12 protein-coding genes are annotated in these 14758 nt (G+C 39.3%); all 12 read right to left on the bottom strand.

Annotated features, from left to right (window positions below; genetic code table 11):
- Positions 1-78: 78 nt before the first annotated feature.
- The 12 genes from RST01_RS01635 to RST01_RS01690 all read right to left on the bottom strand — a co-directional run bounded on the left by RST01_RS01635 (position 79) and on the right by RST01_RS01690 (position 14615).
- Positions 79-381 (bottom strand): hypothetical protein, encoded by a 303-nt coding sequence (locus RST01_RS01635; RefSeq protein ID WP_147193593.1) that lies wholly within the window; start codon positions 379-381, stop codon positions 79-81.
- Positions 382-562: 181 nt separating this feature from the next.
- The gene (locus RST01_RS01640) at positions 563-1003 is read right to left on the bottom strand and encodes a BrxA/BrxB family bacilliredoxin (protein ID WP_147193594.1); all 441 of its coding nucleotides are present in this window, start codon (positions 1001-1003) and stop codon (positions 563-565) included.
- A gap of 75 nt (positions 1004-1078) precedes the next feature.
- The gene (gene dacB, locus RST01_RS01645) at positions 1079-2530 is read right to left on the bottom strand and encodes a D-alanyl-D-alanine carboxypeptidase/D-alanyl-D-alanine endopeptidase (protein WP_147193595.1); all 1452 of its coding nucleotides are present in this window, start codon (positions 2528-2530) and stop codon (positions 1079-1081) included.
- 108 nt (positions 2531-2638) lie between these two features.
- Entirely contained in the window at positions 2639-3373 is a 735-nt protein-coding gene (locus RST01_RS01650) for an SDR family NAD(P)-dependent oxidoreductase (protein ID WP_147193596.1), read from the bottom strand.
- 190 nt (positions 3374-3563) lie between these two features.
- Positions 3564-4646: a methylmalonyl Co-A mutase-associated GTPase MeaB gene (gene meaB / locus RST01_RS01655; RefSeq protein ID WP_147193597.1), complete on the bottom strand. Its 1083-nt coding sequence runs from the start codon at positions 4644-4646 to the stop codon at positions 3564-3566.
- A complete protein-coding gene (gene scpA / locus RST01_RS01660) occupies positions 4639-6789 on the bottom strand; it encodes a methylmalonyl-CoA mutase (protein ID WP_147193598.1) in 2151 nt (716 codons plus the stop codon). The genes meaB and scpA overlap by 8 nt, the downstream gene beginning before the upstream one ends.
- Positions 6786-8450, bottom strand: a complete 1665-nt coding sequence (locus RST01_RS01665; RefSeq protein ID WP_147195064.1) for a methylmalonyl-CoA mutase family protein — start codon at positions 8448-8450, stop codon at positions 6786-6788. The genes scpA and RST01_RS01665 overlap by 4 nt, the downstream gene beginning before the upstream one ends.
- 200 nt (positions 8451-8650) lie before the next feature.
- Entirely contained in the window at positions 8651-9928 is a 1278-nt protein-coding gene (locus RST01_RS01670; RefSeq protein WP_147193599.1) for a dihydrolipoamide acetyltransferase family protein, read from the bottom strand.
- Between the two features lie 17 nt (positions 9929-9945).
- Positions 9946-10929, bottom strand: a complete 984-nt coding sequence (locus RST01_RS01675; protein WP_066786718.1) for an alpha-ketoacid dehydrogenase subunit beta — start codon at positions 10927-10929, stop codon at positions 9946-9948.
- 3 nt (positions 10930-10932) lie between these two features.
- Positions 10933-11937, bottom strand: a complete 1005-nt coding sequence (locus RST01_RS01680; RefSeq protein WP_147193600.1) for a thiamine pyrophosphate-dependent dehydrogenase E1 component subunit alpha — start codon at positions 11935-11937, stop codon at positions 10933-10935.
- Positions 11938-11949: 12 nt separating this feature from the next.
- The gene (gene lpdA / locus RST01_RS01685; protein WP_147193601.1) at positions 11950-13377 is read right to left on the bottom strand and encodes a dihydrolipoyl dehydrogenase; all 1428 of its coding nucleotides are present in this window, start codon (positions 13375-13377) and stop codon (positions 11950-11952) included.
- Between the two features lie 140 nt (positions 13378-13517).
- Positions 13518-14615 carry a Leu/Phe/Val dehydrogenase gene (locus tag RST01_RS01690; protein ID WP_147193602.1) on the bottom strand — a complete coding sequence of 366 codons (1098 nt, stop codon included), beginning with the start codon at positions 14613-14615 and terminating at the stop codon, positions 13518-13520.
- Positions 14616-14758: the final 143 nt, after the last annotated feature.

The raw sequence follows: 14758 nt of genomic DNA on the forward strand, positions 1-14758 counted from the left end.
CTTTATAAGTTTAGATTCACTTCTTTACACTCATAGTTTACTATACTATTACCTCTATACTGAAATAACAGGGCTCCGTTAAATTCTTACTACTTCTAAGATGTCGTTATAGTATTCTTTATGAGCTTCACATTTATGAATCTTTTCGTCTAATATGGCAATTTCTTGATCCATCCCCATTACCAATTCTTTAATAAATAATTGTGTCATGGCGCTGCTGATGCTATCAAAGCTTTCAATTAATAACCGTCTTTTTTGAGATAGAACTCTTTGTTGTTGAATAGATTTCACTGCTTCTTCCGTTAATCGGTGAATCTCTTGCTGTATATCCCTTATCAATAGAGTAGCCACATCATCTGTATATTCTTTTATATCTATCATTCTTTCCCTCCTCTACGATTTTCCGTTATTCATAGAGTATGGAGAGCTTCTAAAAATTATTCATCTTTTAATATATTCTTTCTTGAAGAAATGATAGATCTAAATGAGAAGGAAGCATACCGCCTATTAGTTTATCAAAACAAAAAAGCTTCCAAAAGAGGAAGCTCTTATTACATTTCAATTATACTTCATCACAAAACTCTTCAAAATACGCTTGGATCGAAGTGATTACAGACATAGGATCATGTCCTTCAATTTCATGACGGCCAATTTCAGCCACTGGCTGCCCATCTTTCAGCATCACAAATGATGGAGATGAAGGGATATGGTCGTCACCAAAGTGCATACGTGCTTGTGCAGTAGCTTCTTGGTCTTGGCCTGCAAATACGGTTACTAGATGATCAGGACGTTTATCATAATTAATCGCGTGTACTGCTGCTGGGCGTGCAATACCCCCTGCACAGCCGCAAACAGAATTGACCATAACAAAAGTAGTTCCAGGACGGTTGAAAGCATCCTCTACTTGTTCGGCTGTTTTTAATTCTTCATAACCGTTTCCAGACAATTCACTGCGAGCTTGACGCAGCATATCTTGCATAAATAAATCGTAATCCATATTCATGTGTATTCGCTCCTTTTTTTACATCACTATTACTATAACAGGTGTTCGTCCACTTTTCAAAATGATCGTTTCAGATTATAGAACACGCGCAGCTTCCGTTAGAATATGATCAATTTCCTCTACAGAATCTTCTTGATTTTCGACAAGCAAGCTAAAGATATACATTTTGCCACTTTGTCCAATGAAATAACCACTTAAAGTATTTACACTTTCAATAGAACCTGTTTTGGCAAATACACGCCCATTTGTCAGAGGAGAGGTCAGTCGATTTTGGAGGGATCCCCCTGTTAGGCGATCATTCTTCCCCGCGATTGGCAAACTATTAAAATACGTATTAAACCACTTTTCGTCTTTATAAATCTTATATAATAATTCAGTTAAATCCTCTGCCGTCAAACGATTTTCTTGCGATAAACCCGACCCATCGTCCAACACAGCATTTTTTATAGGGATGTGAGCGGATGCTGCATATTTCTTTATTGTTTTCAGACCAGCAGGAGTACTACCACGTTTTTTCACTTCTTTTCCGAGGGTCTTTACTAAAACATTGGAGATACTATTATTACTCAACTTCATATATGGAATCATTATATCTTTTAAAGGCACCGACTGCTTCTGTGCAATAAGGTGTGCGTTTTTCGGAGGTACGGCTCTGTAAAATGTGGTATCTGTATAGTCTACTTGCTGACTTTTTAATGCCTCTTTAAATAATGTCATTGTCTGTTTTGTTGGCTGTGGAACAGCTATCCATTCTCTTACTGTCTGTTCCCTTGGCAAATTACCTGTAATATACACTTTACGTGTTCCAAATTCCCTTTCGATTTTGAGCGTATTCGGCTGTCCATATGCTACTGTTTTTGCCTCATTACAAATAAGTAGTTCTCCTTTAGCAGGTTCTATGTGCAATGTAGGCTTTTTCCCCTCTTTGTTACCCTTTGCCTCTATTAGGACGGAGGCTGCATCGTAATCTTTGTTAGGTGAAATCATTAATGCTGTGACAGGGGCAGCATAATAATAAGATTGGTCTTCTTTTTCAATGTGCGGAGTAAGCAATTTTTGATCAAAATAGAAATCATCAGCTACAATACGTCCATTAATTTTCTTTAATCCTTGACTATGAAGAAATGCGGCCAGTTCTTTCAAGTCGTTCATAGAAAGAGTAGGATCACCTTTTCCTTGAAGATACAAATCGCCTTGCAAAACACCTTTTTTCACTATTCCATCCATAAAGACATTCGTTTTGAAACGATAATTTTCCCCTAGCTCACTTAAAGCCGCTGCTGCTGTGAAAAGTTTCAAATTTGAAGCAGGTTTTTGTGACCTATCCCCATTATAATTAAATATAATTTGCCCTTCTAAATTACGAATGACCATACTGACATCAGCAGCGGGTAACTCTTGTACTATGGTGCTTCTTAGGTTCCCATCTATTTCTCCATCATTTTCAAAATTAGCACTAGCTATATTTGTGAACGGCATTGCACTAAAACATAGAATAATTAAGAAGAATATATACTTTTTGTACATATTTCCCTCCCCCAATAGAGCTTTAGGGCAAGTATATGAATAAGTAGTGCGAAATATGTCGAAAAAAAGAGTAACTGAGCTTATTTTCTCATTTACCCTTTCAACTTATTAATCCTCGTACATCATTTTCTTCGTCATCCCACCATCTATGGTAACATTCTGAGCTGTAATAAAATCGTTTTTAGGATGAGTAAGAAATATACATGCATTGGCAATGTCGTCAGGTTTACCAACCCTGCCGCTCAAATGCATTGCATGGTCATTTTCGGTTAGTGCCTCATAATCCTCTGTTTCAATCCAGCCTGGAGATATACAGTTGACCTTAATTCCATCTGGGCCGAATGATCGTGCTAAGGCATGCGTCAAAGCCACAATGCCTCCTTTTGTAGCAGCATATGCTTCTGTATTCGGTTCAGACATAAAAGCACGTGTTGATGCAATCGACACGATGGATCCACCATTTTCTTGTTTTCGCATATATTTTGCTGCTTCTCTAGAACATAAGAATACACTTCTCAGGTTGGTATTCATTATGTCATCCCATTCATCAATAGTAGATTCATATGGTGATACAGGCACGAATTTTCCTGCGTTATTGACTAGAACATCAATCTTACCCCAATGGTTTACAGTTTCGCTCATCAAATGGATAATATCCTCTAGTTTTCGCACATCCGTTTGCACAAATATGGCACGGCTACCCAATTCCTTAGCAAATTCTTCTCCTGTAGGATTGATATCAGCCAACACTAAATTTGCATGTTGTCTTGCATACATTAATGCGATAGATCGACCTATTCCTTTTGCCGCTCCTGTAATAACTACTGTTTTCGCTGCGAACATATTTTATTTCCCCCAGTCAATACTATTTTTTTAATATTTAAAATATTTTATTTAGTAGATATCTCTTTTAGATGTTTCCTACTTTAATGTAGATTTTATTGGATTGTTATATTCAATTTACAGAATGAGAACTACGATTAAGCGTTAACAGCTTTTTTCATACGAGAAGCACGAAAAAACCGAGCTAAATTCACTCAGTCTTTTCGTCAGAAAATAGTAAATCAACTGCCTGAGATACAGTTATCTGTCCTTCAGATATTTGTTTTTCAAATTGAGAAACTCGTTGTTTTGTATCATTATTTGCATAAAAAGTGTCGATCAAACGATCTCGAATCATAGCCTGGAACCATTCAGTTGTCTGTTTGGTACGACGGCTTGACCAAAAACCCGTTTTCATACAGGTTTCCCGAAATTCTTCAATCGTTTCTTGTATTCTTGATAATCCTTTGTTTTCAAGAGAGGATACAAGGTGTGTCCTTGTATCCCACCCAGGTGTGGCAGGCTGTAAAAAATGCTGTATTCGTTTGTACTCTGACATGGTTCTTTGCGCTGGACGAAGATTATTCCCATCAGCTTTATGCACAATAATTGTATCTGCTAATTCCATGATGCCTTTTTTCATTCCCTGTAGTTCATCTCCTGCTCCTGTCAGGACAAGAAGTAAAAAGAAATCTACCATACCTCTTACAATTGTTTCGCTCTGGCCGACTCCCATCGTTTCGATTAGTACAATATCGTAGCCTGCTGCTTCACATAATAGCATGGTTTCTCTTGTTTTTTTATGCACACCGCCTAAAGTCCCCGCTGAAGGAGACGGACGGATAAATGCATTGGGCTCACGTGAGAGCTGCTCCATCCTTGTCTTATCTCCGAGAATGCTGCCTCCATTGACTGTGGAGCTTGGGTCAATAGCGAGTACAGCAACTCTATGTCCTTTTTCACAGAGCATTTTGCCGAAAGCTTCAATGAAGGTGCTTTTCCCCGCTCCTGGAACACCAGTTATACCAATTCTAATGGAAGCACCTGTATAGGGAAGCATCTTTTTAAGTAAGTCCTGCGCATCCGATTGATCTTCTGGATGAGCACTTTCAAGAAGGGTAATGGCTTTTGCCAAATGCAGACGCGAGCCTTCCCTTATATTTTCAGCTAGTTCGTCTAGATTCTGTTTGACTTTCGTCTTTTTAACAAACTTCTTTCGTTTGGTTTCCTGCATCCCGTCATGTATCGATTGAACCCCTGGCTGGACAAATAATGCTGATTTTTTATCAGTCATTTACTTCCTCGTACCCTAAATTCTTATAGATAAGTTCAATCATTTTTTGAGATGCAATAGGCAATACTGTACCAGGTCCAAAGATCGCTTGGGCACCGCTCTGATATAAAAATTCGTAATCTTGAGCAGGTATAACACCACCGACAATCACGATAATGTCTTCTCTGCCTAGTTTTTTCAATTCATTAATGAGAGCGGGCACTAATGTTTTATGACCAGCTGCTAGAGACGAAACGCCAACAACATGAACGTCATTTTCTGCCGCCATTTGTGCGGTTTCTTCTGGCGTCATAAATAACGGTGATATATCCACATCAAAACCAAAGTCTGCATACCCAGTAGCAACAACTTTAGCTCCGCGATCATGGCCGTCTTGGCCCATTTTAGCGACTAAAATCCTTGGGCGTCTTCCCTCATTTTCTAAGAATTCCTCAGTCATTTGTTTGATCTCTTCGATAGCTTCCTTATCAGAATAGTTGGAAGCATAGACACCGCTAATAGAGCGGATGACTGCTTTATGTCGTCCTGCAACTGACTCAATTGCATCCGAAATTTCCCCAAGCGTGGCTCTTGCCCTTGCTGCATCTACAGCTACTGTAAGTAAGTTTTCCTCCCCTGTTTCTGCAGCATGAGTTAAGCGATCTAATTCATAGCGTACTTTATTTTCATCTCGTTTTTCTTTCATTAATTGAATTCGATCAATTTGCGATTGACGTACCATCGTATTATCGATATCTAAAATTTCTATAGGATCCTCTTTATCTAAACGATATTTATTGACGCCTATGATTGTTTCTGTTTTAGAATCAATTTTAGCTTGCCGCTTTGCGGATGCTTCCTCAACTCTCATTTTAGGTAGCCCGGTTTCAATTGCTTTTGCCATACCACCTAGCTCTTCAATTTCCTCAATCAACGTCCATGCAGACTTTGTTAATTCGTCAGTCAACTTCTCAACATAATAAGAACCGCCCCACGGATCAATTGTTTTGGTCATTTGTGTTTCATTTTGCAGAAAAAGCTGTGTATTTCTTGCAATCCGAGCAGAAAAATCTGTCGGAAGTGCGATGGCTTCATCTAAAGCATTTGTATGCAGTGACTGTGTATGCCCCATCGTTGCTGCATTGGCTTCAATCAAAGTCCGTGTCACATTATTAAACGGGTCTTGTTCTGTTAAAGACCAGCCAGATGTTTGTGAATGTGTGCGAAGAGCAAGGGTCTTAGGATTTTTAGGGTTGAATGAAGACATCATTTGAGCCCAAATGCGACGAGCTGCACGCATTTTGGCTATTTCCATATAATAATTCATGCCAATCGCCCAGAAGAAAGACAATCTAGGTGCAAAATTATCAATGTCGATGCCTGCCTTCAGTCCTGTACGCACATATTCTAGCCCATCCGCTAAAGTATAAGCTAGCTCGATATCGTTTGTAGCTCCCGCTTCTTGAATATGATAGCCGGAAATAGAAATAGAATTGAATTTCGGCATGAATTTAGAAGTATATTCAAAAATATCAGCGATGATTTTCATCGACATTTCAGGCGGATAAATATATGTATTACGCACCATATACTCTTTTAAAATATCATTTTGGATTGTGCCTGCAAGCTTATCTGGAGTGATGCCTTGTTCTTCAGCAGCTACTATATAAAAAGCAAGCACCGGTAGCACTGCACCATTCATTGTCATGGAGACAGACATCTGATCAAGCGGGATTCCATCAAATAGAATTTTCATATCTTCAACAGAATCAATGGCAACTCCTGCTTTACCTACATCCCCCGTCACACGAGGGTGGTCAGAATCATAGCCTCGGTGTGTTGCAAGGTCAAATGCAACGGAAAGGCCTTTTTGGCCCATTGCTAAGTTTCGGCGATAGAAAGCATTCGATTCCTCTGCAGTTGAAAAACCAGCATATTGCCGAATCGTCCATGGACGGCCAATATACATAGTTGGATAAGGTCCTCTTGTATTAGGCGCGATTCCTGCTACATCATGAAGATGAACTGCGGTTTTAATATCATTGAACGAATAGCTGGTTTTAACTTCAATATTTTCATTAGTCATAAATGTAGATTGTTTTTTTGATGGAAGTTCATCACGCAAAACTTCTTCTATGTGAACAGTTGAAAAATTAGGTTTCATCGTTGAACCTCCTTCAATGTTTCAGCAATATTATTCAACTTTTGAATCATATTTTGGCCTTTGTATAAATATCCGTTTAAACCTTTTGCTTGCCAATCGGTATCGAATTTCCCCGCCACATCCAATATAATAGAGGCTGGTTTTTCTTCCAACAAAACAGGGATTGCAGTCAGAGTATCCTCATCTGTTGCACAGAAAATGACATAATCCTCTTTGCTATTTTTTAACCACTCCTTAGCTTTTTCTATATCTGTTGTAGGCTCTATTACGTTAGAAAGCATACCTGCAGTAGCTAAGACCCCTGTAGCGAAATCTATACGCGGCTTAATCTTTTTCAAATCGCCAAATGGCAAAATTGCTGCTTTGACTTTTGCATCTTTCATTGTTCGTCTTAAACCTTCGAATGGTTCTGAAAGACGTTTGACTTTGTAAAATGTTTCAACTGAAGCCTCTTCATTAGCATCAGCAAAATCGTTTGTGCCAACAAGTATGGTTTTCCTTGTTTCCACTTCAAGAAGACGTTTAGTCATTGTTTCTTCAAGCTCTTTTTCTATTCGGCCACTTTCTACATATTGTGTATAGCCGCCCATTGCTTCAATTTCAACAAACTTTCCCCAAGCTTCTTTAGCTAAATCGTGCGTTAACGATTCGATATAATAAGCACCACCAGAAGGGTCCTCTATCTTGGTAACATGCGATTCTTCGCGTATTACCAAGCCCACATTTCGTGCAATCCGAACTGATTGGCTTGATGGCTTTGTTATAATATTATGAGGGTGTACTGTTAAAAGATCAGCTCCGCCTATAGCTGCAGCAAATGCTTCATTCCCTGCCCGTAGCAAGTTTACGTAAGGATCTAATTTTGAGAATCTTCTAAGAGATGTTTCTGCATAAATCTTTACAGGTTTTGGATTTTCAATACCGTAAGCTTTAGCGAATGCTTTCCAAAGTATTCGAAAAGCTCGAAGTTTTGCTATCTCCATAAAAAATTGTGTATCAATTGAAAAGGCAGCGAAAAATTGATTTTCAAGCTGATTAAAATCTGTTTCTTTTTCCATTTGTTCACTCGCTATTGCAAGAGCTATGGCTAATTCTTGTACAGCGTTTGCCCCTTTGTAATGAGCATCAATTATGTTAGCGCTTACCTTTCGAACATTCTGAAAACCGTTGATTTGACAGTGCTCATTAGATAATACAAAACCTTTGGCTTCTTTATTTTCTATAAAGTTAAAAACATTTAGGATTTCTGGATCTGCAGTCCGTATAAAAAATGGATGGTCATTCAGCAATCCTGCGAGTTTTTTCAGAGCCTCTTCACTCCACTCAAAGCTCACTTGGTCAATCATTAAATATTGATTACCGAATAATACAGAATTCTTTAATTCAGAGATGTATTCATCAATACAATCAGCGTAGGTGGATTGGGCAATCGCAAAAGCACCTTCACTCCTCATCTCTCGGACTGTGTTAGCTTGTGCATCTAATTTTCCATCTAATGTATTCAATAAGTCTTCCATGGTATAAAGCGGTTCAATTGTAATACCTTCAATAGTTTTAGTGAAAAGCGACTCAAATGGCTTCCCTTTTAATGCTATTATCGAGGCTTCTTTCCATTCCTCATAAGATGGTTTCGGGAAATTTACTTCTTTCATATTTGTCATACGCACGCGTAGATGCTTCCCCCCTTTGTCATTCTTACTACTATTTTACACAATATGTACATAGCTTAAAAGTAAAAGAAGTCTGAAAACCATTTCAACTAGGTTACCAGACTTCTTTTTTATTTATTCCACTTTGTCATTTAAAAAGATTTTGTTGGAAGAAGAAATGAGGCTCTCAATATCATTCTCCAGTATCTATCTTAATAAATGGACATTGTATCTTTTGAATAGCCCTCAAGCAATTCTTTGACACGTGAAAGGAATTTGCCACTCACTAAACCATCAAGAATACGATGGTCAATCGATAAGCATAAATTAACCATATCTCGTGCTGCAAACATGCCGCCTTCCATAATCACCGGACGTTTCACAATGGATTCAATTTGTAGAATCGCCGCTTGAGGATGATTAATGATGCCCATTGATTGGACAGAGCCGAATGCTCCGGTATTATTAACGGTGAAAGTACCGCCCTTCATATCATCTGATTTCAGCTTGCCAGCACGCACTTTCGATGCTAACTCATGAATTTCCTTGGCAATGCCTTTAACTGATTTGTCATCTGCATTTTTGATAACAGGCACAAATAGGGCATCCTCAGTTGCGACAGCGATGGATAGATTGATATCCTTCTTCTGGATAATTTTATCGCCTTGCCACTGTGAATTCATCATAGGGAATTCTTTTAAAGCTTGTGAAACTGCTTTTACAAAGAAAGCAAAGTATGTGATGTTATATCCTTCACGTTTTTTAAAGTCACCTTTAATTGAATCACGGTAATTCACCAAATTAGTGACATCAGCTTCCATCATTAGCCACGCATGCGGAATTTCCTGTGTACTATTCACCATATTTTTAGCTATGGCACGACGGACGCCTGAAACAGGAATTTCAATATCGCCTGTAGCAGTTGGCTCATACGTTTTTTCTTCTTTAACAGGTGCTGGTTCAGCCTGAATTGTAGGCTGCTCTGGAGTAGCAACTGGTTTTGCTTCTACTTCTGGATTTGGTTTAGTAGCTGGCATTTGTCCGGAATCAATAATCTTTTGAATATCTTTTCTTGTAATCCGCCCAGAAGTTCCACTGCCTTCAACCATATTCAAGTCGATGCCATGCTCTGATGCCATACGAACGACTGCAGGAGAATACCTTTTTTTCATACTTTGATCGCTTGCTGATTCTTCATTCTTTGTTTCTGCAGGAGCGGAAGCCTCTGTTTTTACTTCTGCAGCTCCGCCCTCAATTTCAACCTTACAAACAACTTCGCCCACCGCAATGGTGTCACCTTCGTTTGCGATTAATTCAATGATTTTGCCCGCAAAGGATGATGGGAGTTCAGCTGTTACTTTATCTGTCTGCACTTCCGCTAATGTATCGTACTTTTTCACTTCGTCGCCCGGTTTAACTAACCATTTTTCGATTGTGCCTTCCGTTACACTTTCTCCTAGTTGTGGCATTGTAATTTGTTCAATTGCCATTTTAAAACCCCCTTTGCTTAAAATGCAGCTAATTCACGCATTGCTACTTCTACTTTATCTGGATTAATCATAAAGAATTTTTCCATTGTTGGCGCGTAAGGCATAGCCGGTACATCAGGACCTGCTAAGCGTTTGATTGGCGCATCCAAATCGAATAGCGCATGTTCCGCAATAATCGCAGAGACTTCGCTCATGACGCTACCTTCTTTATTATCTTCTGTTACAAGCAATACCTTACCCGTTTTCTTTGCAGCTTCAATAATAGCCTCTTTGTCTAATGGGTAGATCGTACGTAAATCCAATACATGGACAGAGATGCCGTCTTTTTCCAAACGTTCAGCTGCTTGCAATGCAAAATGTACCCCAAGGCCATACGTAATGACAGTCAAATCTTCGCCTTCTCGTTTCACATCAGCTTTGCCGATTTCAATTGTATAGTCCTCTTCTGGCACTTCGCCTTTAATCAGGCGGTACGCTCTTTTGTGTTCAAAGAAAAGGACAGGATCGTCATCGCGAATCGCTGCTTTTAACAATCCTTTCGCATCATATGGAGTTGATGGAATGACGATTTTTAAACCGGGTTGATTAGCAAATACTGCTTCTACTGATTGTGAATGGTAAAGCGCGCCATGGACTCCTCCACCAAATGGAGCACGAATAACCATTGGACAATTCCAGTCATTATTTGAGCGGTAACGGATTCTAGACGCTTCCGAAATAATTTGATTGACTGCAGGCATGATAAAATCCGCAAATTGCATTTCGGCAATAGGTCTTAAACCATACATCGCTGCACCAATACCAACTCCGACAATTGCTGATTCGGCAAGAGGTGCGTCAATCACACGTTCTTCACCGAACTCATCGTAAAGGCCTTGCGTTGCTTTAAACACGCCGCCCTTTAAACCGACATCTTCTCCAAGAATAAAGACACGATCGTCTCTTTCCATTTCTTCTTTCATCGCTAATGTAATGGCATCAATATATGATAAATTCGCCATCTGCTACACCTCCTCATGGTTTCCGTAGACGTATTGCAATGCATGTTCCGGCTCCGCATATGGAGCGTTTTCCGCATAATCTGTCGCTTCGTCAACCTCAGCCATGATTTCTTCTTGCATCTTTTCTTCTATTTCTGAAGTTAGAACGCCTAAATCTTTTAAATATGCTGCAAAGCGAACAATCGGATCATTCGCACGGCCTTCTGCCAAATCTTCTTCTGTTCTGTATTGACGATGGTCATCATCAGATGAGTGTGCAGTTAAACGATAGCAGATCGTCTCAATTAAGCTTGGTCCCTCACCGTTTCTTGCACGATCTGCTGCTTCTTTCATCACTTTATACACTTCAAGTGGATCGTTGCCATCTACTGTTACGCCAGGCATACCGTAGCCAATAGCACGATCTGAGACATTTTCACACGCAACTTGCTTGCTAAGCGGCACTGAAATAGCATAGCGGTTATTTTCTACCATAATAATAACAGGAAGCTTGTGAACACCAGCAAAGTTAGCCCCTTCATGGAAATCACCTTGGTTTGAAGATCCTTCTCCAAGACTAACAAATGTGACAAAATCTTCTTTTTGCATTTTCCCCGCAAGTGCCACACCTACCGCATGTGGAACTTGTGTCGTTACAGGTGAAGAACCTGTAATAATGCGGTTTTTCTTTTGGCCAAAGTGACCAGGCATTTGGCGGCCGCCAGAGTTAGGATCTTCCGCTTTCGCAAATGCAGAAAGCATTAACTCTTTTGCTGTCATGCCGAAATGTAACACAACTCCCATATCCCGGTAATACGGTGCGACGTAATCTTTTTCATTATTTAAAGCAAATGCTGCGCCGATTTGAGCTGCCTCTTGTCCTTGGCAAGATATAACGAATGGGATTTTACCTGCACGGTTTAATAGCCACATTCTTTCATCGATACGTCGGGCAAGCAGCATTGTTCTATACATATCAAGTACTACTTCATCAGATAAACCTAAAGCAGTATGTTTATTTTCAGTCATTATGATCTCTCCTTAGAAATGAATTGCCATTCCATCAACAGCAAGGGCCGCTTCACCAATTGCCTCAGATAAGGATGGATGCGGATGAATATGCGCAGAAATTTCAAAAGGTGTTGCATCAACTAACATTGCAAGGCTTGCTTCGGCAATCAATTCCGTTGCATGCGCGCCCATAATATGCACACCGACTAGATCGTTTGTCTTTTTGTCTGCAATCATTTTAACAAAGCCTTCAGTCTCACCAAAAACAAGCGCTTTGCCAATTGCTGCAAATGGGAATTTACCCACTTTTACATCAATTCCAAGTTCTTTCGCTTGTTTCTCTGTATAGCCGATACTTGAAATTTCCGGGCTTCCATATATACAGCGTGCAATTTTATGGGCTTCCATCGGCCATGTTTCTTTACGAGCAATATGGTCTACAGCATGAATACCTTCGTGTGAAGCAACATGAGCTAATTGTAAGCCGCCGATTACATCACCAATAGCATATATATGTGATTCCTTCGTTTGGTAATGCTCATTGACTTGGATGAAACCTCGTTCTACTTGGATATCTGTATTTTCAAGGCCGATGTTTTCAATGTTTGCTTGTCTTCCGACAGACAATAGAAGTTTTTCAGCTGCAAAGATTTGAGTTTTGCCATCTACTTCAGCTGTAATCTCAAAACCATCGCCTGTTTCTTTATACGTATCAGGTAGCGTTTTTGCATTTGTAACTATCTGAATGCCACGTTTTTTCAGTGATGTTGCCATTGCTTTTTGGATGTCATGATCTTCTGTTGGCAATATCGAATCTGAATATTCAACAACCGTAACTTCCACTCCAAAATCATGTAACATAGATGCCCATTCAATCCCTATAACTCCGCCACCAACGATGACAATTGATTGAGGTAAGGTTTCAAGTGACATTAAATCATCTGATGTTACAATATTTTTACCATCAGGTGTTAGTCCCGGAAGCGTCCGTGGTCTAGAACCTGTGGCGATAATTACGTTTTGTGGGATTAACATTGCATTTTCTCGACCGTCTTTAAATTCGACAGAGATTGTGCCAGGCATTGGCGAAAAAATCGAAGGGCCTAATATTCTGCCATAGCCTTCGTATACATCAATTTTTCCTTTTTTCATCAATGCTTGGATTCCTGCATGAAGTTTATCTATGATACTATTTTTTCTTTTTTGAGCCTGCTCAAAATTGAATGTGACTTCTTTTACATCTACACCAAAATTCTCTGCATGCTCTTTTGTTGTCCGGTATACTTCTGCGCTTCGTAGCAAAGCTTTACTTGGTATACAACCTTTATGTAAACAAGTTCCCCCTAGTTTCCCTTGTTCCACAATGGCAGTCGATAGACCCAATTGCGCGGCGCGAATCGCGGCAACATAACCTCCAGTGCCTCCACCTACTATGACAAGGTCATAATTCTTAGCCATAAGAACACACTCCCTATTTTATACTAATATCTTTTAATATTAAAAGAATTGAATAGCTACCGTTTTTCACGGCAGCTATTCAATTTTATTACCTGGTACTAAATTATATCATAAAATGCTAGATTGTCATCTCTTGATTCTTATCCGCGTTGTGATAAGATATTTTTTTCGTTTTTCAAGAATGTGCCTCTTGATTTAGCCATTCTTTCAATTCTATCCTCTGCCATACGATTTGCAGCTAAGTATGTTGGAATATTATCACGTTCTGAAATTTCAACAATTTTTGTAATGCTATCATAAATACCTTCAACTTTTTTCATAGCGCGATCATAATTGTAACCGTATAATTCATCAGCTACATTGATAACACCACCTGAGTTGATTACGTAGTCTGGAGCATAGATAATGCCTTTTTCGTGAATGATCTCACCATGTTTTGAGTCTTTCAATTGGTTGTTTGCAGATCCTGCAATTACTTTTGCTTTTAATTGCGGGATTGTTTCATCATTGATGATTGCTCCTAATGCACATGGAGCAAAGATATCCACGTCTTGTGCATAAATTTCTTCAGGGCTAACAGCAACTGCACCAAATTCATCAACTACACGTTTGACAGCGTTTTCATTAATATCGGTTACGATAAGTTTTGCGCCTTCTTCGTGAAGATGCTTGCATAGTGAATAAGCAACATTTCCAAGACCTTGAACAGAAATGCGTTTTCCTTCTAAGCTATCTGTTCCAAATGCCGCTTTAGCTGCTGCTTTCATACCTACATAAACACCGTATGCTGTTACAGGAGAAGGGTTGCCTGATGAACCGAATGCAGGTGAAATTCCTGTCACATAATTTGTTTCTTCATGGATTAAGTCCATATCAGCAACTGTTGTACCCACATCTTCTGCAGTAATGTAGCGTCCGTTTAAGCCTTGGATGAAACGGCCTAATGCGCGGAACATTTCTTCATTTTTGTCTTTAAATGGATCTCCCATGATTACAGTTTTACCACCGCCAAGGTTAAGCCCAGCTGCTGCATTTTTATATGTCATGCCGCGCGCTAAACGAAGTGCATCTTCAATAGCTGCTTCTTCAGATTCATATGTCCACATGCGAGTACCACCAAGCGCAGGTCCTAGTGTAGTGTCGTGAATAGCGATAATCGCTTTCAACCCTGAAGTTTTATCTTGGCAAATAACCACTTGTTCATAATCATATTTTCCCATATATTTGAAAATTTCCATCTTAATAATTCCTCCTTCGAAGTTATAAAAAATCTGGTTGTATCCAGTCAATAATATATAATGCAAGAAGCGTGCCAAAACTTTTTGCCTTATAAAATAAAAGTTTAAACAATTTCGACGTTTTTTTCAATGCATAGCCATGC

The sequence above is a fragment of the Rummeliibacillus stabekisii genome, from assembly GCF_007988965.1.
Lineage (GTDB): Bacteria > Bacillota > Bacilli > Bacillales_A > Planococcaceae > Rummeliibacillus > Rummeliibacillus stabekisii.

Coding starts and splice junctions, on each gene's coding strand:
- RST01_RS01635 (WP_147193593.1), bottom strand. CDS start 381: ATGATAGATATAAAAGAATATACAGATGATGTGGCTACTCTATTGATA.
- RST01_RS01640 (WP_147193594.1), bottom strand. CDS start 1,003: ATGAATATGGATTACGATTTATTTATGCAAGATATGCTGCGTCAAGCT.
- dacB (WP_147193595.1), bottom strand. CDS start 2,530: ATGTACAAAAAGTATATATTCTTCTTAATTATTCTATGTTTTAGTGCA.
- RST01_RS01650 (WP_147193596.1), bottom strand. CDS start 3,373: ATGTTCGCAGCGAAAACAGTAGTTATTACAGGAGCGGCAAAAGGAATA.
- meaB (WP_147193597.1), bottom strand. CDS start 4,646: ATGACTGATAAAAAATCAGCATTATTTGTCCAGCCAGGGGTTCAATCG.
- scpA (WP_147193598.1), bottom strand. CDS start 6,789: ATGAAACCTAATTTTTCAACTGTTCACATAGAAGAAGTTTTGCGTGAT.
- RST01_RS01665 (WP_147195064.1), bottom strand. CDS start 8,450: ATGACAAATATGAAAGAAGTAAATTTCCCGAAACCATCTTATGAGGAA.
- RST01_RS01670 (WP_147193599.1), bottom strand. CDS start 9,928: ATGGCAATTGAACAAATTACAATGCCACAACTAGGAGAAAGTGTAACG.
- RST01_RS01675 (WP_066786718.1), bottom strand. CDS start 10,929: ATGGCGAATTTATCATATATTGATGCCATTACATTAGCGATGAAAGAA.
- RST01_RS01680 (WP_147193600.1), bottom strand. CDS start 11,937: ATGACTGAAAATAAACATACTGCTTTAGGTTTATCTGATGAAGTAGTA.
- lpdA (WP_147193601.1), bottom strand. CDS start 13,377: ATGGCTAAGAATTATGACCTTGTCATAGTAGGTGGAGGCACTGGAGGT.
- RST01_RS01690 (WP_147193602.1), bottom strand. CDS start 14,615: ATGGAAATTTTCAAATATATGGGAAAATATGATTATGAACAAGTGGTT.